The sequence below is a fragment of the Streptomyces sp. JLYT201 genome, assembly GCF_059448825.1.
The window spans coordinates 1,128,816-1,148,785 of the sequence record NZ_CM182551.1; the positions used below are offsets into that span (position 1 = coordinate 1,128,816).

19 protein-coding genes and 1 riboswitch are annotated in these 19,970 nt (G+C 72.4%); of the genes, 7 read left to right on the forward strand and 12 right to left on the reverse strand.

The window, feature by feature from the left end; genetic code table 11:
- Positions 1–128: 128 nt before the first annotated feature.
- Both AC5WAM_RS04845 and AC5WAM_RS04850 read right to left on the reverse strand, forming a co-directional pair.
- Entirely contained in the window at positions 129–302 is a 174-nt protein-coding gene (locus tag AC5WAM_RS04845; protein WP_495521692.1) for a hypothetical protein, read from the reverse strand.
- 41 nt (positions 303–343) lie between these two features.
- Positions 344–829 carry a hypothetical protein gene (locus AC5WAM_RS04850; protein ID WP_495521693.1) on the reverse strand — a complete coding sequence of 162 codons (486 nt, stop codon included), beginning with the start codon at positions 827–829 and terminating at the stop codon, positions 344–346.
- A 568-nt stretch (positions 830–1,397) separates the two neighbouring features.
- Here AC5WAM_RS04850 and AC5WAM_RS04855 point away from each other — a divergent pair.
- On the forward strand, positions 1,398–2,735 hold the full coding sequence (locus AC5WAM_RS04855; RefSeq protein WP_495521694.1) for a NucA/NucB deoxyribonuclease domain-containing protein: 1,338 nt from the start codon (positions 1,398–1,400) through the stop codon (positions 2,733–2,735).
- A 56-nt stretch (positions 2,736–2,791) separates the two neighbouring features.
- On the opposite strand, the gene AC5WAM_RS04860 is transcribed toward AC5WAM_RS04855, so the two are convergent.
- Positions 2,792–3,250, reverse strand: a complete 459-nt coding sequence (locus AC5WAM_RS04860; RefSeq protein ID WP_495521695.1) for a hypothetical protein — start codon at positions 3,248–3,250, stop codon at positions 2,792–2,794.
- A 74-nt stretch (positions 3,251–3,324) separates the two neighbouring features.
- Complete coding sequence (locus AC5WAM_RS04865) at positions 3,325–3,447, reverse strand: hypothetical protein (protein ID WP_495521696.1); 123 nt, start codon at positions 3,445–3,447, stop codon at positions 3,325–3,327.
- Between the two features lie 104 nt (positions 3,448–3,551).
- Here AC5WAM_RS04865 and AC5WAM_RS04870 point away from each other — a divergent pair, with 104 nt between their 5' ends.
- The 3 genes from AC5WAM_RS04870 to AC5WAM_RS04880 all read left to right on the forward strand — a co-directional run bounded on the left by AC5WAM_RS04870 (position 3,552) and on the right by AC5WAM_RS04880 (position 6,489).
- A complete protein-coding gene (locus AC5WAM_RS04870; RefSeq protein WP_495521697.1) occupies positions 3,552–4,229 on the forward strand; it encodes a uracil-DNA glycosylase in 678 nt (225 codons plus the stop codon).
- Positions 4,214–5,197, forward strand: coding sequence for an N-acetylglucosamine kinase (locus tag AC5WAM_RS04875; protein WP_495523503.1), 984 nt, complete (start codon positions 4,214–4,216; stop codon positions 5,195–5,197). Before AC5WAM_RS04870 ends, AC5WAM_RS04875 begins: the two co-directional genes overlap by 16 nt.
- Before the next feature lie 362 nt (positions 5,198–5,559).
- The gene (locus tag AC5WAM_RS04880) at positions 5,560–6,489 is read left to right on the forward strand and encodes a sirohydrochlorin chelatase (RefSeq protein ID WP_366792127.1); all 930 of its coding nucleotides are present in this window, start codon (positions 5,560–5,562) and stop codon (positions 6,487–6,489) included.
- Between the two features lie 111 nt (positions 6,490–6,600).
- Here AC5WAM_RS04880 and AC5WAM_RS04885 read toward each other — a convergent pair whose 3' ends face one another.
- Entirely contained in the window at positions 6,601–7,698 is a 1,098-nt protein-coding gene (locus tag AC5WAM_RS04885; RefSeq protein WP_495521698.1) for a lactonase family protein, read from the reverse strand.
- Positions 7,699–7,981: 283 nt separating this feature from the next.
- Between AC5WAM_RS04885 and AC5WAM_RS04890 the strand changes: the two genes are divergently transcribed.
- Positions 7,982–8,620: an HAD family acid phosphatase gene (locus AC5WAM_RS04890; RefSeq protein WP_495521699.1), complete on the forward strand. Its 639-nt coding sequence runs from the start codon at positions 7,982–7,984 to the stop codon at positions 8,618–8,620.
- A 201-nt stretch (positions 8,621–8,821) separates the two neighbouring features.
- On the opposite strand, the gene AC5WAM_RS04895 is transcribed toward AC5WAM_RS04890, so the two are convergent.
- Both AC5WAM_RS04895 and AC5WAM_RS04900 read right to left on the reverse strand, forming a co-directional pair.
- Complete coding sequence (locus tag AC5WAM_RS04895; protein ID WP_495521700.1) at positions 8,822–10,330, reverse strand: FUSC family protein; 1,509 nt, start codon at positions 10,328–10,330, stop codon at positions 8,822–8,824.
- Between the two features lie 212 nt (positions 10,331–10,542).
- Positions 10,543–12,498, reverse strand: a complete 1,956-nt coding sequence (locus tag AC5WAM_RS04900; RefSeq protein WP_495521701.1) for an APC family permease — start codon at positions 12,496–12,498, stop codon at positions 10,543–10,545.
- Between the two features lie 179 nt (positions 12,499–12,677).
- On the opposite strand from AC5WAM_RS04900, the gene AC5WAM_RS04905 reads away from it, so the two are divergent.
- Together AC5WAM_RS04905 and AC5WAM_RS04910 are read left to right on the forward strand one after the other, a co-directional pair.
- Positions 12,678–13,187, forward strand: a complete 510-nt coding sequence (locus AC5WAM_RS04905; RefSeq protein WP_495521702.1) for an Lrp/AsnC family transcriptional regulator — start codon at positions 12,678–12,680, stop codon at positions 13,185–13,187.
- A 44-nt stretch (positions 13,188–13,231) separates the two neighbouring features.
- Positions 13,232–13,915: an HAD family hydrolase gene (locus AC5WAM_RS04910; RefSeq protein WP_495521703.1), complete on the forward strand. Its 684-nt coding sequence runs from the start codon at positions 13,232–13,234 to the stop codon at positions 13,913–13,915.
- Positions 13,916–14,027: 112 nt separating this feature from the next.
- On the opposite strand, the gene AC5WAM_RS04915 is transcribed toward AC5WAM_RS04910, so the two are convergent.
- From AC5WAM_RS04915 to AC5WAM_RS04935, 5 genes are read right to left on the reverse strand one after another with little or no spacing between them, the layout of a single operon-like run.
- The gene (locus AC5WAM_RS04915; protein WP_495521704.1) at positions 14,028–14,852 is read right to left on the reverse strand and encodes an enoyl-CoA hydratase; all 825 of its coding nucleotides are present in this window, start codon (positions 14,850–14,852) and stop codon (positions 14,028–14,030) included.
- Positions 14,845–15,771 carry a 3-hydroxyisobutyrate dehydrogenase gene (gene mmsB, locus AC5WAM_RS04920; protein WP_366792135.1) on the reverse strand — a complete coding sequence of 309 codons (927 nt, stop codon included), beginning with the start codon at positions 15,769–15,771 and terminating at the stop codon, positions 14,845–14,847. The genes AC5WAM_RS04915 and mmsB overlap by 8 nt, the downstream gene beginning before the upstream one ends.
- Positions 15,768–16,835: an enoyl-CoA hydratase/isomerase family protein gene (locus AC5WAM_RS04925; protein WP_495521705.1), complete on the reverse strand. Its 1,068-nt coding sequence runs from the start codon at positions 16,833–16,835 to the stop codon at positions 15,768–15,770. Before AC5WAM_RS04925 ends, mmsB begins: the two co-directional genes overlap by 4 nt.
- Positions 16,832–17,989 (reverse strand): acyl-CoA dehydrogenase family protein, encoded by a 1,158-nt coding sequence (locus AC5WAM_RS04930; protein ID WP_366792137.1) that lies wholly within the window; start codon positions 17,987–17,989, stop codon positions 16,832–16,834. The genes AC5WAM_RS04925 and AC5WAM_RS04930 overlap by 4 nt, the downstream gene beginning before the upstream one ends.
- A gap of 8 nt (positions 17,990–17,997) precedes the next feature.
- Entirely contained in the window at positions 17,998–19,497 is a 1,500-nt protein-coding gene (locus AC5WAM_RS04935) for a CoA-acylating methylmalonate-semialdehyde dehydrogenase (protein ID WP_495521706.1), read from the reverse strand.
- A gap of 173 nt (positions 19,498–19,670) precedes the next feature.
- Positions 19,671–19,850: riboswitch (cobalamin riboswitch) on the reverse strand.
- Positions 19,851–19,970: the final 120 nt, after the last annotated feature.

A 19,970-nucleotide genomic window follows, 5' to 3' on the forward strand; every position in this document is an offset into this window, starting at 1 on the left:
GGACCTCACCGCCACCACCCCGCAGACGATGCGCAAGACCAGCACCCAGAAGGGGCGGCTGGACGAGGCGCAGCAAAGCCCCCGTCCCGAGTCCCTTGCGGGGGCTGTCGAGTGTGCACGCCCGGTGTCTACAGGTCGGGCTTCCAGCCCGGGGGAGCTTCCTCGACCAGGTCCAATTGCTCATCGCTGTACATCTCCACCCCCGTCAGGGGGAATTGGACGCACAGCTCGTCCGTGGAGATGCGGATGAGGACGGTGCCGACAGGGTCCTCGGGGTGGTCGGTCTCTTCCCGCGACCGCACCCGGTCACCCGGCCGGTACCGCCGAGAGCTCGGAGACCTGCTCAGTCGCCCTTCTTGCTCAGGCACGTGTCACGCCCCTTCGGACCGCTCCGCCCCTTGCTCCAGTATGCCGTGATGATACCCCTCTGCCCCACGTTCTTCCCGTGGTACTTCCAGTCCGAGAAGTCAACGTACACGCAGTAGGTCTTCTTTTTCTTGCCCCGGCCGAAGGGGTGGCAGTACAGCGAGTAGAGCTTGTTGATCTGCGAGCACACTCCGTTCCCGAAAGCCAGTTGCCACTTCTTCTTGGCCTTGGCGTCGTACGGATGATTCGCCGTACTTCCATGCGTGCCACCCTGCTTGATGTGAGCCAGTCCGAACTTGGCATTTCCCTGCCGGAGAATGGGGTTCTCACCACTGGGCGATGCCAACGTGGTGAAGCTCTTATCCACTATCTTGGCGGCGCCTGGACCGTTCTTGACGGGTCCGGGGCCGGCCATCGCGGGAGTTGACACGACGACGCAGGTCGCCACGACCGCAGTGGCCATGCCCCTAACGGAATACCTTCGATTGAACACGGCATTCTCCAACGACTTGTGCGCACACCTGCTGCTCTTTGAAGGTGTGAGATTTGAGAGGGTGCGATGTCGGACCGATACAACCCGCGACGGACCCGACCTCCATCGGGAGCGGATTAAGTATCCTGATATCCCTGAGGGACGGGAATACCGTAGCGCCAGGTAGCGAAATGATCAACTATGAAAGGGTTTCCCTATCACGAAAACCGGCATACCGGGCGCGCCGAAAAGGCACCCCTATCACGCCGCACTTCAAAGACTGCAAACCAGCAGCCGCGGGGACTTCTTCGACGCCACCGGCCTGCGCCCTCCGCGCCTGCGGAGGCGTCCTGGCCTGTCGGGAGCTCCGGGTGTGCCGTCAGGGCTTGGCCATTCTCAAACGCAATCTCGCCAGTCATGCCGCTTGGTCGCCACACTGCACACAACCCCTGATAACTATGGCAACGGCCACTCCACGCGGGGTGGTTGCAGCGTCTGACTTTGAGGGGTGCTTATGCGAATTTCCGGTTCGCGCAGATCGCGTTTACACATATCGGCCGTGGTGTTGCCCGCGTCGCTGACGGCGGTGTTGGCACCGATGGGGAGTGCGGGTGCCGAGGAACCGCGACAGGAGGTCATCACGACAGTCGGCCCGTTAGGCAGCAAGCTGCCGAATCTCCAGACGCTGCAGACGCCCGGCGCTGCGGACCAGCTGCGGGCTGGGCAGTGGTCCCAGGAGGGTGGGGCGGTCCTGCCGCGGGAGACGGTCGGCCCAGCGCGGGTCGGCGCCCCACGAGCAGCACAGGAGTCAGCGACGCCATCGGGGCTGGGGCGCAAGAGGGCGGCGGTGGTTCAACTGCCGGAGCCTGCGCACACGATGTCCACCCAGCAGTGCACGTCGGGACTGGCCGGCAAGACGTTCTACATCCGGTCACGGTTCGCGGTGTGCTCGGGGCGTACGTTCACCCAGACGTGGTTTCGCGACGGCCGACCGGTCGGGGCGAGTGCCTTCAGCGTGCTGGCTATCGGAACGATTCCCAAGAACAGCCGTACCGTGACGGTGAAGTATCACTTCCAGAACTTCGTGGCGACAGGCCACAACAGCGCTCCAGGCCTGGGCATCACGACGAAGGCGAAGATTGCACAGAGTACGCCGTCGCGCGCGCAGTACAAGTTCGGCGGGTCTTCGATGCCGGTAAAGAAGAAGTGGTCTCAACTGGTGACGTCGAGCAGCTTCCAGCACACGGTGTACGCGGCAGCAGGTCAAGGCATCAGCGATGATGCGATCTACGCTGTCTATCAGCCGAGTGTCAGCCTGACAGCGCCGCCGCGGTGGGTGATCGAGACTCCGAACGGCGGGGATACCTTCCTACTGCCGCCGCGGTGGGACAAGGCGTCCTACCTGCCGAACAGGACCAAGGGCGCGGCAGTGTTCGCCGTGTCTACGGCGCTGAAGTACAGCACGAAGGAAAGCGCCCCTGAGGAGGACGTGGCGAAGCACATAAGGAAGGCATTCACCAACCCGGGGGCAACGAAGCCGCCGTACAGCGGGAAGCGACTGCCCGGACAGAAGGCCGATGAACCGCTGACGCGACTGTTCAAGGACAGCAGGCGGGTGAAAGAGAACTACAACAAGTCACGGCACAACTGCAAGAAGTATTTTGGTGACCACTACACAGATGGCGGGAAAGAGTGTGATGAGTTTCCGTTCAAGAGTACCTACGAGGGGTCGGCCGCCTCGAAGTATGACCATCGAGTGCATCCGAATAACTTCAGTGTGCAAGCCCTGCCGGGCAGGCCGAATGGCGCAGCGGGAACGTTACTGCGGGACTTCTACAATCTGAATCGCCTCGTTGACGGCCCGGACGACGGATTCTTGGTGAAGATCACGCCTTGACGGGTCCAGCAGGCCAGGGACGCAGATGTCCGTGCCACACCCCTGGCCCGCGATCCTTAGGCCTTGGGCCAGAATTGGAAGACGTAGCGTTCGATGCCTTCGACAGACTGGTGCCGGGCCCGCTCGGCGACTTCCGCTCGCCCGGTGCACGAGATGCGCACCGCCCAGGTGCCCGCCTGATCCGACAAGTGGATCGGCTCAGGCATCGGCCCGTTGGTCACCCCGCCGACTTCGAGTTCCCCTGAGACGCAGGCGATTTCGGTAACGGCGGTCTCCTCCCAGTCACCCGACGGCGCCACGGGCTCCTCGTCCCATACTTCGACGGTCAGTGCCGCAGTGTGCGTATGCGCGCCACTGGTGAGGTCCAGCCGCCCGGCACGGGCGGTCAGGAAGGGTCCTGCTTCCCATCCCTTGGGGAACGGTACGGGAACCTGACTGTCGTCCCAGTCCTGCAGGTAGAGACCGTAGAAGTCGATGTCGACAGGTACTTCTTCGCGGCTGATCAGCTTGGGCATTCGATCCGCCTCCACGCGGTCAGGCTCGGTGACGAGGCCACGCTATGGCACACGAGAGCAAGTCGGTCGCGGTATCAGCCGCTTCCGGGCCCACGCACCTGTTGTTGATCCGGCAGCGGGGCCGCGCCGCCTGCGGCCGCGACGGGAGGCGCCCAGCGCACCGGCGGCGTGACCTGCTCGAGCGGCTCGATGTCCATGACGACGAGGAGAAAGGCTGGAGACTAGTGCCGAGCCGCGCCCTGTGGGCGGGAGGGTTGGTCCGTGTACGCGCTGTCGGTGCGGGCCACTAGAGTGACTTGGCGTGGCACCACGACCGTTGAGTGAACTTGTTGAGGCCGGCTGGGCGAAGGCTCTGGAGCCGGTGGCGGACCGCGTTGCGGCTATGGGGGACTTCCTGCGCGCCGAGGTGGCGGCGGGGCGGACGTATCTCCCGGCAGGGGGCAATGTCCTGCGGGCATTTCAGCAGCCCTTTGACGACGTGCGCGTCCTGATCGTCGGCCAAGACCCCTACCCCACCCCCGGGCACGCGGTGGGTCTGTCGTTCTCGGTGGCTCCCGATGTCAGACCGCTGCCCGGCAGTCTGATCAATATCTATCGGGAGCTGAACACCGACCTGGGGCTGCCCCAGCCGTCGAACGGTGATCTGACGCCGTGGACCCAGCAGGGCGTGCTGCTGCTCAACAGGTCCCTCACGACGGCCCCGCGCAAGCCGGGCGCGCATCGTGGCAAGGGCTGGGAAGAGGTCACCGAGCAGGCCATCCGGGCCCTCGCGGCGCGTGGCCGTCCGCTGGTGTCGATCCTGTGGGGGCGGGACGCGCGCAATCTGCGGCCGCTGCTCGGTCAGTTGCCCTCGGTGGAGTCCTCGCACCCGTCGCCGATGTCGGCGGACCGGGGCTTCTTCGGCTCGCGGCCGTTCAGCAGGGCCAACGACCTGCTGGTGCGGCAGGGCGCGCAGCCGGTGGACTGGCGGCTCCCGTGACGGTCGTCCTCGGCGTGGACTCGGGCGGCTCCGGGCTGCGCGCGGCGCTCGGCGTCGCGGACGGGGCCCGCCCGGCGCCGAGGAGTTCCAGGGAGCCGGTGCGGACGGGGCCGCGCGGGATCGACGCCGCGCACCTCCTCGGCCAACTGAAGCCGATGGTCCGGGAGTTGCTCGCCGAGGCGGGCGCCGGGGCACGTCTGACGGCCGTCGCGGTGGGCGCGGCCGGAATGGCGTCGCTCGGCGACGAGCTGCGCGACCGGCTGCCGTCCGCGCTCGCGGAGCTGTTCGGGGTGCGCCGGGTGGCGCTCGCCGCGGACGCCGTCACCGCGTACGCGGGTGCGCTGGGCCAGCGGCCCGGCGCGGTCGTCGCCGCGGGCACCGGCCTGATCGCGACGGGCACGGATCTGACGGCGTGGCGGCGCGCGGACGGCTGGGGCCATCTGCTCGGCGACTGCGGCGGCGGGGCGTGGATCGGCAGGGCGGGCCTGGAGGCGGCCCTGCGGTCCTTCGACGGGCGGCGCGGCGGTTCGCCCGCGCTGCGGGCGCGCGCCGAGGCGCGGTTCGGCGCGCCCCTCTCCGGGCTGCCGGGGCTGCTGTATCCGCGGCCGGACCGGCCCGCGGTGCTCGCCTCGTTCGCCCCCGACGTGGGCCGGTGCGCGGCGGAGGGAGATCCGGTGGCCGTCGGCGTGCTGCACGCGGCGGCCGGGCACATCGCCGACGCCGCGGCCGCGGCGTGCCCGGCCTCCGGGGACTGCGAAGTCGCCCTCACGGGCGGCCTGCTGAAGCTCGGCGACGCCCTCCTGGCCCCTCTGGAGGCGGAACTGACGGCGCGTCTACCGCACGTCCGCCGTGTCCCCGCCGCGGGCGACCCGCTCGACGGCGCCGTCCGCATCGCCGCCGACCTCGCCCGTGACGCCCTCGAGCTGCCGCACGATCCCCAGCTGTTGCGGGTGACGACGCTTCCGTGACGAGGCGTCCGTGACGGCGCGCGCACGACGACGGACGAACGTCCGTGGGCGCACGACCGTGGACGCGCGACCGTGGACGCGCGACCGTGGACGCGCGACCGTGGACGCGCGACCGTGGACGCGCGACCGTGGACGCGCGACCGTGGACGCGCGATGACAGGCACAGGACGGCGAGCCGACCGGCGCGCCCGCCGACCGCGGCCGCGCACCCGTACGCGCGTCAACCGGAATGGTGACTTCCGAACTACCGGAAGCGTGACGTCCGCACTCTCCGACATATCCGTACGACAAAGCGGACTAATGCCTCTGACCTGCACCCTCCCCGAACAGGGAAGCCTCACAAGCCAGTAGCATGCGGCGCCATGAGCTCCCCCACTGGGCCCGCATCCGGCCTGCCTGTACGAATGCCGCGCCCCCGCCAGCCGGGCCGGCACCGACGCCCGGAGCCCGTCGCGGCTCCCGAGGGCGCGCCCGCGCTCGTCCTCGCCGTCCCCGGCGTCCCCAGCACCACCGCGCGCGGCCTCGCCGAAGAGGTCGCCAGCATCGCGCGCTCCGAGCTGCCCGGCCTGGACGTGCGGATCGGCTACGTCGACGGGGAGGACTCCGGCTCCGCCGAGTTCCCCACGCTGCGGGCCGTCCTCGCGCACACCGCCGCCCAGCGGGTCGCCCGCTACGAGCAGGCGCTGGCCGCCGGGGTCGAGGCCAAGGAGCCCGAGGGCGCCGACGCCGTCGTCGTGCCGCTGCTCGCGGGACCCGACGGCGCGCTGATGCACCGCGTCCGGCAGGCCGTGGCGGACAGCAGCGCCGCCGCCGAGCTGACCGATGTGCTCGGCCCGCACCCGCTGCTCGCCGAGGCCCTGCACGTGCGCCTGTCCGAGGCCGGTCTGGCCCGCGCCGACCGCGCCCGTCTCTTCACGGTGGCCACCGCGGCGGACGGCATCGTCCTGGCCACGGTCGGCGGCGAGGAGGCCGTACAGGCCGCCGGGATCACCGGCATGCTGCTCGCGGCGCGCCTCGCGGTGCCGGTGATGGCCGCGGCCCTGGACGTGGAGGGCTCCGTGGCGGCGACCGCCCAGCAGCTGCGCGGCGCGGGTTCGGCTCAGCTCGCGCTCGCCCCGTACCTGATCGGCCCCGAGGTCGACGCGCGCCTGCTCGACGCTGCGGCGCAGGACGCGGGCTGCGCCGTGGCCGGGGCGCTCGGCGCCTACCCGGCGATCGGCAAGCTGGCCCTGTCGCAGTACACCACGGCGCTGGGCATCGCCCCGCGGCCGTCGGGCGCGCCGGTGCGCTGACCGGCGTACGCCCCGTGATGCCGATGGGCCCGCACCCCGGACCGGGGTGGCGGGCCCATCGGCGTCGCGCGGCGCGGCCGCGGACGGACTGGACGGACTGACCGGGCGGGCTCAGCCGAAGACCACGCAGGAGGCCGCGGGGACGGCCACCGCGCCCGCGCGCCGCGGCAGCCCGGTGTCCGGGTCGACGGTGAACCAGGTGACGTCGCCGGAGCGCTCGTTGGCCGCGTACAGGAAGCGCCCGGAGGGGTCGAGGGTCAGGTCGCGGGGCCAGTGGCCGTCGCACGGGACGGTGGCGGTGAGGCGTGCGGTGTCGCCCTGCGGGTCGAGGGCGAAGACGGACAGGACGTCCTCGCCGCGCGTGGCCGTCCACAGGAAGCGGCCGTCGGGCGCGACGACGATCGCGGAGGGGTAGGCGTCGCCGTCCGGCGCCCCGGCGAGGACCGGTGTCTCGCTCAGCGGCTTCAGGCTGCCGTCGGCGGCGTCCCAGGCGCAGACAGTGAGGGTCGGCGCGAGTTCGTTGAGGACGTACGCGTGCTCGCCGCGCGGGTGGAAGGCCATGTGGCGCGGTCCTGAGCCAGGCCGGAGCGCGACCTCCCGGTGCAGGGTGAGCCGCCCGTCGCCGCCGAGGGCGCACACGCGCACGGAGTCGGTGCCGAGGTCGACGCTCACCACCCAGCGGCCGCTCGGGTCGGCGAGGACCTGGTGGGCGTGCGGGGCCTGCTGGCGCTGCGGGTGGGGCCCCGAGCCCTCGTGGCGCAGGACGGACGCCGGGGCGGGGGCGAGGCTTCCGTCGGCGTGGACGGGGACGGCGGTGAGGCTGCCGGAGCCGTAGTTCGCGGCGATGAGGTGGCCGTCGTGCAGCGTGAGGTGCGTGGGCGCGTCGCCCTGCACGGGCACGGGCCCGGCGAGCAGTTCGGGGCGGTCTCCGGGCCCCCCTGAGCTGCCGGAACCGGCTGATCCGCCGGAACCGCCGGAACCGCCGGAGACACGGAAGGCGGCGAGGGCGCCGTCGGAGGTCTCGCTCACCGCGTAGAGGGTGTCCGCGCCGGGCGCGAGCGCGAGGTAGGAGGGGTCGGGCACCGCGTCCGTGGCCGCGAGCACGGTCAGTGCCCCGCTGTCGGGGTCGACCGCCGCACTGACGACACCGGGCCCGCCCGCCGCCGTGAAGGACCCGACGTACGCCCGCCGTACCTGCCTGTCGCCCACTGCTCGCCCCTCTCCGCGCCGGTGCCGCACTCGTGCCCACCGGGACGCGTTCCCCAAGCCGTCGCGTGCCGAGTGGCACGCGTGGGGCCGACGGTAGCAGCTGGTCTGGACCACTAGGGGGCGGACCGCACCCCGGCCGCCAGGAATCCTCTACCAGCCGGTAACCAGAAGTCCGCCTGCCCTCCATCCCTCACCGTGACCATGACATCCGCGGCGCACGGCGCCGCGCCGAGCACCACGGAAATGTCGAGTACCAGAGAACAACAGCAGAGGGGAAACCGGAATGGGACGACGCGGTGTGCGTCAGCGGATCGGTACGGCAGCGGTGGTCGTGGCGGTGGGCCTGGGAGCGACGGCGACGACCGCCGCCTCGGCCCACGCGGCGCCGAGCGCTCCCGTCGGCGCGGTGGCGGCCCGGACGGCCGACGTCGACTACGCGACCTGGCAGCGGGACGTACGTGCCGTCGTCGACCGGGCCCTGCCGTATGTGAAGCAGCGCACCGCAGACGCCTCCGGGCAGAAGCTCGCGGTCGTCTTCGACATCGACAACACCACCCTGGAGACGGACTTCCACCCCTGGTGGCAGCTGCCCACCCCGGCCGTGCAGCCCTCCCTCGAACTCGCCGACTACGCCGCGTCGCGCGGTGTCTCCGTGTTCTTCGTGACCGCCCGGCCCGGCATCATCAAGAGCGTCACCCAGGCCAACCTGACGACACGGGGCTACCCCGTCAACGGCCTCTACGTGCGCGCGCTGCCCGACCTCTTCGACGAGGTCAGCGCCTACAAGACGCGCAGCCGCGCCGACATCGAGGCCAAGGGCTACACGATCATCGCGAACGTCGGCAACCGCGAGTCCGACCTCGTGGGCGGCCACGCGGAGCGGACGTTCAAGCTCCCCGACTACGACGGGAAGCTGTCCTGACGCCCGCGCCGCGCCCCGCACCGCCGGGCGCGGCGCCAGGGCCCGGCGCGGCGGGCGCGGGGACCGACTGCGCCTCGCGGGCCAGGAGGACGTCGGCATCTGGCGGCTGCGCGCCGATCCGACCGGCACGCCCCGGATCCACGTCCCAGACGTGCTCGACGCCTGACCGGGCGCCGGGGCCGGGCCCCGGCGCGGGCGGGCTCAGCCGCCGCTCAGCCGCGCCCGCCCCGGGGCCTGCAGCGGCTCGGCGAGCTGCGCCAGGGCCTGCTCCAGGCCGTGCACGTGGGCGAGCGCGCCTTCCACGACGCCGGCGTGGGCGGGGGCCGCGACGTCGGGCCGGCGCCCCGTTGCGGCCCCGGGCGCGGTCAGCGCCTCCACGGCGGCCTCCACGCGCCAGCACGCGGCGGTGAGGCGGTCGTCGTGCGAGGCCTCCGCGTCGGCGGCGACGGCCGCAAGGCCGCGGACCTCGCGCGCGCAGTCGTCCAGGAGGGCAAGGACCCGGCGCGCCCGCTCCTTGCGGGCGAGCAGCGGGTTGAGCGGGTGCAGCAGCGGCGCGAGCGAGAGCCGCACCCGGCCGAGGAGCGCCTCGAGCTCGGCGACGTGCGGGGCCGGGTCGGCGTCCGCCGTGCCGCGAAGGCGGGCCGCGGCCTCGGCAGTGCAGGCGTGGACGCAGCGCAGCGCCCGCTGGATCCAGCCGTCGGTGACGGCGTGGGTGGTGACGGGCAGCACCAGCAGGACCGCGAGCGCGGCGCCCAGGGCGCCGACGGCGGTCTCGCCGACCCGCAGGGCGAGCAGCGCCGGGTCGAGCACGCCGAGGAGGCCGTAGAGCATGCTCGCCATCACGGTGACCGCGAGCATCATCCACGTGTACGAGACGGCGGCGGTGTAGAAGATCCCGAAGACGCAGACCGCGACGATCACGGCGGCGGCGACCGGCTCCGTGTGCAGCGGCACGGCCAGGACGAAGCCGAGCGCGATGCCGAGCGCGGTTCCCAGGAACCGGCGGAAGCCGCGCACCAGCGTCTCGCCGCGCGAGGTGGTGTTCACGAACACCCACCAGGTGGCGCCGACCGCCCAGTACCAGCGCTCCTGGGACAGCAGCTGCCCCAGGGCGAGCGCGAAGGCCGCGCCCGCGGTGGCCTGGACCGCCTGTCGGGTGGTGGTCCGGGCGAGCCCGGTGGCCGCCAGGGGCGCGGGCACCGTCGCGGGCGGGAGGCCGCGTTCGTAGCACCACACGCCGAACCGGACGACGGCGGCCGCGCACACCGACAGCAGGATGGCCGCGAACAGCTCAGGAAGCTGGCCGGTGCGCGCGTGCAGGAACTGCGCCGCGAAGAACATCATGAACGCGAACACGCCGAGCGAGTGCCCCCGGGGCCCCCACCGGCGCGCGTACACGCCGAGGCCCGTGACGGCGAGGAACGCCACGTCCCGCACCAGCGGGTAGTCGTGCAGCGTGGCCGCGAGAGCGAGCACGGGGAGGCCGACGACGGGCAGCAGCGCCGTGGTCCCGGCCTGGCCGCGCACCGTCGGGTCCAGGACCGTGAAGAGCGCGAGCAGCGCGGCGAGACCGCCGATGATGGCCGCGACGAGTGAGTGCCCGACCAGGCCGCACAGGGCCACGGCCGCTCCGATGCCGAGCACCGCCCGGCTCGCGCTGCGCAGGCGTAGCAGCCCCGGGTCGGGCGCGACGAACGCTCTCTTCAGCACCAGCGTGTGTGCTCCTTCCCGCAGCTGCCCGGATCCGCGCAGCTGCGTCCGCATGAAAAAGGCGCCGCGGAATCCGCAGCGCCATCGACGGGTACATCACATCATCAACAGGCCCGTTGGCTCAACCTGACCGTGATCCACTGAGCCATTGGCATACTTTGATGTCCTCATACTCTGTCGCGAACGGGCCATCGGGCCATCATGTCCGCAGGTCAGCGGCGCTTGCCCCGCACCGGGACGGCGTACGGCAGCACCGTGACGGCCACCGACGGCAGGCCCGCCAGGGCGTGGGCGAGGTGTTCGCCGCCGCCGCGGTGCAGCAGCCTGCCGAGGGTGGTGCGGTAGGCCCGGTGCGGGATGAGCAGGGTCAGCGCGGTGTCGCCGTCCGCCGTCGTGGCGGCCGCGTGGTCGATCAGGGCCCGCTCCAGACGGCGGTCCTGGCAGTCGACGACCTCCAGCGGCACGTCCGTCGCCTCGCTCTGCGTCCAGCGCGCCGCGAGCCGTTGCGCGCGCGGCCCGTCGACGGCGACGTGCACGGCCCGCACCTCGTCCGGGCGGATCTCGTGGGCGTACCGCAGCGCCTGGAAGACGGCCGGGTCGAAGGCGTCGACCAGGATCTGCACCACGTGCCGTCGCCAGCGCGGCCGGTCGTTCTCCTCGGCGGGCGGCAGCGCCTCCAGGGCCTCCGCCTCGGCCCGGTACTCGCGGTTGATGCGGATGAGCACCCACACGCCGAGCGGGAAGACCACGACGACCAGCCAGGCGCCCTCGGTGAACTTGGTGACGGCGAAGATGAGCACGACGGCCGCCGACACCACGGCGGCGCTCGCGTTGACAGCGATCTTCCAGGGGCGGCCGCGTTCGCGGCGCCGCAGGTGGTAGGCGGTCAGCCCGGCTCCCGCCATGGTGAAGGCGGTGAACACCCCGATCGCGTAGAGCGCGACCAGCTTGTCCACGTTGGCGTTGGTCACGAGGAGCAGGGCCAGGGAGACCGTCGCCAGGCTGATGATGCCGTTGGAGAAGACCAGCCGGTGGCCGCGCCGGGTGAGCTGCCGGGGCAGGAAGCGGTCCTCGGCGACGAAGCTCGCCAGATGGGGGAAGCCGGTGAACGGCGTGTTCGCCCCGGTGTAGAGGATCAGGGCGGTGGCCAGCTGGACGAAGACCAGGCCCGCCGTCCCCGCCCAGCCGCCGCCGAAGACGAGATGGGCCTCCTGCGCGATCACCGTGGGGGTGCCGTCGGTGTAGGGCAGCGCGTGGGTGAGGTGGGCGAGCCAGGAGATCCCGAGCACGAGGACGCCCAGCGCACAGCTCATCGCGATCAGGGTGCGGCGGGCGTTGACGCCCTGGGGCTCGCGGAACACGGAGATGCCGTTGGAGATCGCTTCGAGCCCCGTGAGCGAGGAGCCGCCGTTGGCGAACGCGCGCAGCACCATGAACAACGAGGCTCCGTACAGCCAGCCGTCGCCCGCCTCGCCCAGCGGCACCGCGCCCGCCGCGCGCACGTCGGCGTGCGGCAGTTCCCCGAGCGCCCAGCGGACCACCCCGACCAGGAGCATCAGGCCGACAGCCGCCATGAACAGGTACGCGGGCACGGCGAAGACCCGTCCGGCCTCCTTGAGCCCGCGCAGATTACCGTACGCGAGCAGCAGGATCACGCCGACGCTGAACGGCACCTGGAGATGGTCCAGGCCGGTCCAGTCGTTGCCGACCAGGTGCGCCAGCGAGATGAGCGCGTTGGTGCCCGCCGACACCTGTACGGCAACCGTGACGACGTAGTCGACGAGCAGCGCGACGGCCGCGATCTGCGCGACGTCGGGCCCGAAGTTCTCCCGGGCCACGACGTACGAGCCGCCCGCCCGCGTGTAGATCATGACGACGTCGCAGTAGCACAGCGTCAGCAGCACGAGGATCAGCAGGATCGCCCCGGTCACCGGCATCAGCAGGGTGAAGGCGGCCACGCCGACGACGGGAACGAGGACGCGCAGTATCTCCTCGCTGCCGTACGCCGACGAGCTCACGCAGTCCGAGGCGAGCACGCCGAGCGCGGTGCGGTTGTCGAGCTTCTCCTTGCGGATGCGCGCGGTGACCAGAGGCGGCCCCAGGAGCATCCGCTTCAGGCGGTACGGGACGGATTCCGGGACGCCCGCGGGGCGGTCGGTCGTGGCCATGGCTCCATGACACCGGTGCCCGGCGCGGAAGCCGAGGGGCCACCCCGGCCAAGAGCCGATCGGCGTACCGGCCGGCATGCGGCGGCCCGGGGCAACCCTGGTCCGCGGTGGGGCCGCGGGACTGGGCCATTGGTACAGTCGGCCGCGATCAATCCGCGCACCGAGGAGGCCAAGGGCCCATGGCGGTCGACGAGCTGGACACCCGTATCCTGCGGCTGCTCCTGGAGCAGCCGCGCACGAGCGTGCGGGAGTACGCGCGTGTGCTCGGCATCGCACGCGGGACGCTCCAGGCGCGCCTCGACCGCATGGAGCGCGACGGGGTGATCACGGGCACGGGCCCCTTCCTGTCCCCCGCGGCCCTGGGCCACCCGGTCCTCGCCTTCGTGCACATCGAGGTGACGCAGGGGCATCTGGACGAGGTCGGAGACGCCCTGGCCGCCGTGCCGGAGATCATCGAGGCCTTCTCCATCACCGGCGGCGGCGATCTGCTGACGCGGGTGGCCGCCCGCGACAACGGGCACTTGGAGGACGTCATCCAGCGTCTGATCCAGCTGCCGGGCGTGGTGCGCACCCGTACGGAGATGGCGCTGCGCGAACGCGTGCCGCACCGGCTCCTGCCGCTCGTCGAGTCGGTGGGCAGGGCCACGGCCAAGGAGACGACGCAGACCCGCGAGCCCCGGGAGAGGTGACGGCGGCCACTTCGGCTTGATCGCGTCCTTGGCATGCTGAGGGCATGAGCGCCCTGAACGACATCTCGGTCATCTTCGATCTCGACGGCACCCTCGTGGACAGCGAGCCCAACTACTTCGAGGCGGGGCGGCAGCTGCTCGCCGAGCAGGGGGTCACGGACTTCACCTGGCAGGACCACGAGCGGTACGTGGGCATCTCCACGCAGGAGACCCTGGCCGACTGGAAGGAGACGTACGGCCTGAGCACCCCGCTCCCCGAGCTGCTCGCGGACAAGAACCGGCGCTATCTGGAGCTGGCCCGTACGTCCACGCGCGTGTACCCGCAGATGGCGGCGTTCGTGGAGCTGCTGCACGCGGCGGGGGTGCCGATGGCGGTGGCCTCCGGTTCCTCGCGGGCCGCGATCGGCGCGATCCTGGAGGGCACGGGTCTCGACGCGTGGCTCAAGACGTATGTGTCGGCCGACGAGGTCGCGCACGGCAAGCCCGCGCCGGACGTCTTCCTGGCCGCCGCGGAGCTGCTCGGCGCCGACCCCGCGCGCTGCGTGGTCCTGGAGGACGCGGTGCCGGGCGCCCTGGCGGCACGGGCGGCGGGCATGCGGTGCGTCGCGATCCCCTACGTTCCCGCGCAGGCGGACGACCCGGCGTTCGCCGCGGCGGAGCTCCTGGTGCGGGGCGGGCAGGCGGAGTTCTCCGCGCGGGCGGTGGTGGACTGGCTCGGCGGGCGCTAGCACCCGAGGGGCGCGGGAGCGTGTTCTCAAGCGGCTCCGCCGCGCGGGCGCGCCCAGCCGCGACGGGCCCGCGGACAAGCGGCGGGCCCGTCGCGGTGACCCCGGTGAGGCCCTACCGGTGCCGGAACACCGGCGGGCGCTTCTCCACGAACGCGTCCATCCCTTCCTTCTGGTCCGCGACGGCGAACACCGCGTGGAACAGCCTGCGTTCGAAGCGGACGCCTTCCGTGAGGGTGGTCTCGAAGGCGCGGTTCACCGCTTCCTTGGCCATCATCGCGACGGGCAGCGACATGCCCGCCACGGTCTCGGCCACCGCCAGGGCCTCGGTGAGCAGGTCGGCGGCGGGCACGACCCGGGAGACGAGCCCCGCGCGTTCGGCCTCGGCGGCGTCCATGGTGCGGCCGGTCAGACACAGCTCCATGGCCTTGGCCTTGCCGACGGCGCGAGTGAGGCGCTGGGAGCCGCCGATGCCGGGGATCACCCCGAGCTTGATCTCGGGCTGTCCGAACACCGCGGTGTCGGAGGCGAGCAGGACGTCGCAGAGCATGGCGAGTTCGCAGCCGCCGCCGAGGGCGTAGCCGGAGACGGCCGCGACCGTCGGCGTGCGCAGCTGGGCGAGCCGGTCCCACGCGGTGAACCAGTCGCTGAGGTACATGTCCAGATAGCCGCGCGGCCGCATCTCCTTGATGTCGGCGCCCGCGGCGAACGCCTTCGCGGACCCGGTCAGGACGATGCAGCCGACGTCCGGGGACCGGTCGAGCTCCTCGGCCGCCGCGACGACCTCCCGCATGAGCTGGAGGTTGAGGGCGTTCAGCGCCTCGGGCCGGTCGAGGGTGAGCAGGGCCGTGCGCGGGGCGGCCGCCGGGTCGACGAGGATGGTTTCGTACGCCCTGGCGGCACGGGCCGCCGCGGCGGGGGTGTCCGCGGGTTCACTCATGCGTCTGTCCTTCCGGATTCCTGAGGGTCTCGACGATCCCGGAGAAGTCCCGCTCGGCGCCGGGCCCCTGGGCGAAGTCCCGGTACATCGCCGCCGCGCGCAGGCCGAGTTCGGCGCGCACCCCGCCCGCGCCGATCGCGGCGGCGGCGAGGCCAAGGTCCTTGGCCATCAGGGCGGCGGCGAAGCCGGGGCGGTAGTCGCGGTCGGCGGGCGAGCCGGGAACCGGGCCCGGCACGGGGCAGTTGGTGGTGAGCGCCCAGCACTGGCCGGACGCCGTGGACGCCACGTCGTACAGGGCCTGGTGGGACAGGCCGAGGCTCTCGCCGAGGACGAAGGCCTCGCTCACGGCGATCATCGAGATGCCGAGGATCATGTTGTTGCAGATCTTCGCGGCCTGCCCGGCGCCCGCGGCCCCGCAGTGCACGGCCTTCTTGCCCATGGCGGCGAGGAGGGGCTCGGCGCGCGCCACGTCCGCGGCGGAGCCGCCGACCATGAAGGTGAGCGTGCCCGCCGCCGCGCCCACGACGCCGCCGGACACCGGGGCGTCGACGGCGGCGTGCCCCGCGGCGGTGGCCGCCGCGTGGGCGGCGCGGGCGTCGGCGACGTCGATCGTGGAGCAGTCCACGAACAGCGTGCCGGGCCGGGCCGCGCCGAGCAGGCCCTCGTCCTCGTAGAGGGAGAGGACGTGCCGGCCCGCGGGGAGCATGGTGAAGACGACGTCCGCCCCGGCCACGGCGGCCACCGCCGAAGGGGCGGCCTCGACCCCCGCGGCCACGGCGGCGGCGAGCGCCCGGGGCACCAGGTCGTGGCCCACGACGCGGTGTCCGGCCCGGACGAGGTTGGCGGCCATCGGGCCGCCCATGTGGCCGAGGCCCACGAAGGCGACGACGCGGGACCGGTCCTGTGCTGCGGGGTTCACCACGGCTCCTCCTGTGCGGGTTCGCCGCCGCCGAGCACGAGGTCGCGCGCGCCGAGCGGCAGGAAGTAGCGGTCCACGTCGGCGGCGGTGACCTCGGCGAGCGTGGCCGGGGACCAGCGCGGGGCCCGGTCCTTGTCGATGACCTGGGCGCGGATGCCCTCGACGAGGTCGGCGGAGCCGAGGGCCGCGCACGACACGCGGTACTCCTGCTCAAGGACCCGTTCGAGCGGCCCGAGCCGCCGGGCGTCGCGCAGCGCCCTGAGGGTGACCTTGAGGGCGGTGGGCGACTTGCCGAGCAGGGTCTCGGCGGCCTCCTTCGCGGCCGGTGAGCCGTGGGCCCGGAGGCGGTCGACGATCTCCTCGACCGTGGCGGCCGGATAGCAGACGTCGATCCACTCCCGGTGCCCGGCGAGCGTCCCGGCCGGTGCCTCGGTCACGTACCGGGCGAGGACGTCGCGCACCGGCTGTGTCGCGAGGTCCGCGACGAGCCGCGGCAGGTCGGCGGAGGGGACGAAGTGGTCGGCGAGGCCGCACAGGAGGGCGTCCCGCGCGCCCACGGGCTCGCCGGTGAGGGCCAGATGGGTGCCGAGTTCGCCGGGCGCGAGGCCGAGCAGATGGGTACCGCCGACGTCGGGCACGAAGCCGATGCCGGTCTCCGGCATGGCGATCCGGGAGCGCTCGGTGACGACGCGGACGCTGCCGTGGGCGGAGACGCCGACGCCGCCGCCCATCACGATGCCGTCCATGACGGCGACGTAGGGCTTGGGGTAGCGGGCGATGCGGGCGTTCAGGCGGTACTCGTCGCGCCAGAAGTCCGCGGACGCCCCGCCGCCGGTGCGCGCGTCCTCGTGGATCTGCCGGATGTCGCCGCCCGCGCACAGCCCGCGTGCGCCCGCGCCGGTGAGGACGACGGTCTCGACGGCCGGGTCCGCCGCCCAGGCGGTCAGCGCCTCGTCGACGGCGCGGACCATGGCGTGGGTCAGGGCGTTCAGGGCGCGCGGCCGGTTGAGAGTGAGGTGGCCGGCCCGGCCCTCGGTGCGGATCAGGACGGGGTCGCCGGTCATCGCAGCGCCCCCGTGAGGCCGCGGGCCACGATCAGGCGCATGATCTCGTTGGTTCCTTCCAGGATGCGGTGCACGCGCAGGTCACGGACCAGCTTCTCGATGCCGTACTCCGTCAGATAGCCGTAGCCGCCGTGGAGTTGGAGGGCGCGGTCGGCGACGGAGTGGCCGGTGTCGGTGGCGAACCGCTTGGCCATGGCGCACAGCTGCGGCGCCTGCGGGTCGCCCTGGTCGAGGGCCTGCGCGGCCTGCCGGACCAGGGCGCGGGCCGCCGCCAGCTCGGTCGCCATGTCGGCGAGCTCGAAGCGCAGCGCCTGGGCGTCCAGCAGCGGGGCGCCGAAGGCCTCCCGGTCCGCGAGGTGGACGAGGCTGCGGTCGAGGGCGCTGCGGGCGCCGCCGAGGGAGCAGGCGGCGATGCCGAGGCGGCCGCCGTTCAGGGCGTTCATGGCGATGCGGAAGCCGTTGCCCGCGCCGCCGAGCAGCCGGTCGGCGGGGACGCGCACGCCGTCGAGGACGACCTGCCGGGTGGGCTGCGCGTTCCAGCCCATCTTCTTCTCGTTCGCGCCGAAGGACAGGCCCGGGTCGTCGCGTTCGACGACGAACGCGGACACGCCGTCGGGTCCGCCGCCGCCGGTGCGGGCCATCACCACGTACACGTGCGCGGCGCCCGCGCCGGAGATGAACTGTTTGACGCCGGTGAGGACGTACGCGTCCCCGTCGCGCTCGGCGCGGGTGCTCAGCGCCGCGGCGTCCGAACCGGCCCCCGGCTCGGTGAGGCAGTAGCTGCCGAGCCGGTCCATGGAGGTCAGCGGCCCCAGCCAGCGGGCGCGCTGGGCGCGGTCGCCGTAGTGGTCGATCATCCAGGCGACCATGTTGTGGATGGACAGATAGCCCGCGACGGAGGGGCAGCCGGAGGCGAGGGCCTCGAAGACGAGGACGCCGTCGGACCGGGTCAGGCCGGAGCCGCCCGCGGCCTCGTCGACGTAGACGCCGCCGAGCCCGAGGTCCGCGGCCTTGCGCAGCACGTCGACCGGGAAGTGCTTGTCCTGGTCCCAGGTGAGGGCGTGCGGGGCGAGGTGTTCCTCGGCGAAGTCGAGGGTGGTCTCGACGAGGGCGAGCTGGTCCTCGCCGAGCAGGGTGGTGGTCGTGACGGTCATCGGGGCGCTCACGCCATCGTCGGGATCGTGAAGCTCGCGCCTTCCTTCGCCCCGGAGGGCCAGCGCGAGGTGACGGTCTTGGTGCGGGTGTAGAAGCGGATGGCGTCGGGGCCGTGCTGGTTGAGGTCGCCGAATCCGGAGCGCTTCCAGCCGCCGAAGGTGTGGTAGGCGACGGGGACCGGGATGGGGACGTTGACGCCGACCATGCCGGTGTCCACGCGCCGGGTGAAGTCGCGGGCGGTGTCGCCGTCGCGGGTGAAGAGCGCGACGCCGTTGCCGTAGGGGTGCTCGGTGGGCAGCCGCAGCGCCTCTTCGTAGTCGGCGGCCCGTACGACGGACAGGACGGGGCCGAAGATCTCCTCCTGGTAGATCCTCATGTCCGGGGTGACGCGGTCGAAGAGCGAGGCGCCCGCGAAGAAGCCGCCCTCGTGGCCGGGCAGGGTGACGTCACGGCCGTCGACGACGAGTTCGGCGCCCTCCTCGACGCCGAGGTCGACGTAGGCGCGGACGCGCTCGACGGCGTCGCGGCCGACCAGCGGCCCGAAGTCGGCCTCGGGGTCGTCGGAGCGGCCGATGCGCAGCGAACCGACGCGCTCCTTGAGGCGGGCCACCAGGGCGTCGGCGGTGGCCTCGCCGACCGGGACGGCCACGGAGATCGCCATGCAGCGCTCGCCCGCGGAGCCGTAGCCCGCGCCGATCAGCGCGTCGACGGCCCTGTCGAGGTCCGCGTCCGGCATCACGATCATGTGGTTCTTGGCGCCGCCGAAGCACTGGGCGCGCTTGCCGTGCGCGGCGGCGGTGGCGTACACGTGCGCGGCGATCGGCGTGGAGCCGACGAAGCCGAGCGCCTTGACGCGCGGGTCCTCCAGGAGCGTGTCGACGGCCTCCTTGCCGCCGTTGACGACGTTCAGGACGCCCGGCGGCAGGCCCGCTTCGAGGAACAGCTCGGCCAGACGCAGCGGGACGGAGGGGGCGCGCTCGGAGGGCTTGAGGACGAAGGCGTTGCCGCAGGCGAGCGCGGGCGCGGCCTTCCAGAGCGGAATCATCGCGGGGAAGTTGAAGGGCGTGATCCCGGCGACGACGCCGAGGGGGCGGCGCAGCGAGTGCACGTCGATGCCGGTTCCGGCGTTGTCGGTGAACTCGCCCTTGAGCAGGTGCGGGATGCCCGCGGCGAACTCCACGACCTCCAGACCGCGCTGGAGGTCGCCGTGCGCGTCGGCGACGGTCTTGCCGTGCTCGGACGACAACAGGTGCGCGAGGGCGTCGCGTTCGTCCTCGACGAGCTGGAGGAACCGCAGCAGGACGCGGGCGCGGCGCTGCGGGTTCCACTCGCCCCAGGCGGGCTGCGCCTTCGCGGCGTTCGCGATCGCCGCCTCGGTGTCCGCGCGGTGCGCGAGCGGTACGCGTGCCTGGACGTCACCGGTGTTGGGGTCGTACACGTCGGCGTGCGTTCCCGATGTTCCCGGGGTGTGCTCGCCGCCGATGAAATGGGTCAGTTCACGGACCATGGGGACCTGCTTCTCTCGTCAGGTGCGGTCCGGGGATGGCAGGGCTGGGCCGCGCGCCGCCACAGGGCACGCCGAACAGCCGTCAGGCAGCGGGGATCACCGCTCGCAGGTCCGGATCTCCAGGGTCGCGGGTGCGCACCGGGGCCATGCGTGTCTGCTCCATCCTCGTGGACAACACGGAACACCCCGCGGCCGGTATCCTGACTCCCGGATCAGCGCGCGCTCCCCCGCCTTCCCGACGGACTTCTCCGTCAGTGGCGTCGATCCTCCACGGGAACGCGCTCCCCGGTCACAGTGGCGGGACCGTGCCGGATTCACACCGGCTTCCCTGCACCGCGGGCCTTGGTCACGACGATATACTTGGACGTCCTAGTAAGTCCACGGAGGCCAACCCCTACCGCACCCCTGACACCCCCGAAGGGGCACGGGGAGCCGCGCGACCAGCCACGACGGACCTCAGGTGAACGGCCGTC

Bases quoted from the DNA above. Each gene is read 5' to 3' on its own strand.
- AC5WAM_RS04850 (WP_495521693.1), bottom strand. From the start codon at position 829: ATGGCCACTGCGGTCGTGGCGACCTGCGTCGTCGTGTCAACTCCCGCG.
- AC5WAM_RS04860 (WP_495521695.1), bottom strand. From the start codon at position 3,250: ATGCCCAAGCTGATCAGCCGCGAAGAAGTACCTGTCGACATCGACTTC.
- AC5WAM_RS04865 (WP_495521696.1), bottom strand. From the start codon at position 3,447: ATGGACATCGAGCCGCTCGAGCAGGTCACGCCGCCGGTGCGCTGGGCG.
- AC5WAM_RS04880 (WP_366792127.1), top strand. From the start codon at position 5,560: ATGAGCTCCCCCACTGGGCCCGCATCCGGCCTGCCTGTACGAATGCCG.
- AC5WAM_RS04890 (WP_495521699.1), top strand. From the start codon at position 7,982: ATGGGACGACGCGGTGTGCGTCAGCGGATCGGTACGGCAGCGGTGGTC.
- AC5WAM_RS04900 (WP_495521701.1), bottom strand. From the start codon at position 12,498: ATGGCCACGACCGACCGCCCCGCGGGCGTCCCGGAATCCGTCCCGTAC.
- AC5WAM_RS04905 (WP_495521702.1), top strand. From the start codon at position 12,678: ATGGCGGTCGACGAGCTGGACACCCGTATCCTGCGGCTGCTCCTGGAG.
- AC5WAM_RS04910 (WP_495521703.1), top strand. From the start codon at position 13,232: ATGAGCGCCCTGAACGACATCTCGGTCATCTTCGATCTCGACGGCACC.
- AC5WAM_RS04915 (WP_495521704.1), bottom strand. From the start codon at position 14,852: ATGAGTGAACCCGCGGACACCCCCGCCGCGGCGGCCCGTGCCGCCAGG.
- AC5WAM_RS04925 (WP_495521705.1), bottom strand. From the start codon at position 16,835: ATGACCGGCGACCCCGTCCTGATCCGCACCGAGGGCCGGGCCGGCCAC.
- AC5WAM_RS04930 (WP_366792137.1), bottom strand. From the start codon at position 17,989: ATGACCGTCACGACCACCACCCTGCTCGGCGAGGACCAGCTCGCCCTC.
- AC5WAM_RS04935 (WP_495521706.1), bottom strand. From the start codon at position 19,497: ATGGTCCGTGAACTGACCCATTTCATCGGCGGCGAGCACACCCCGGGA.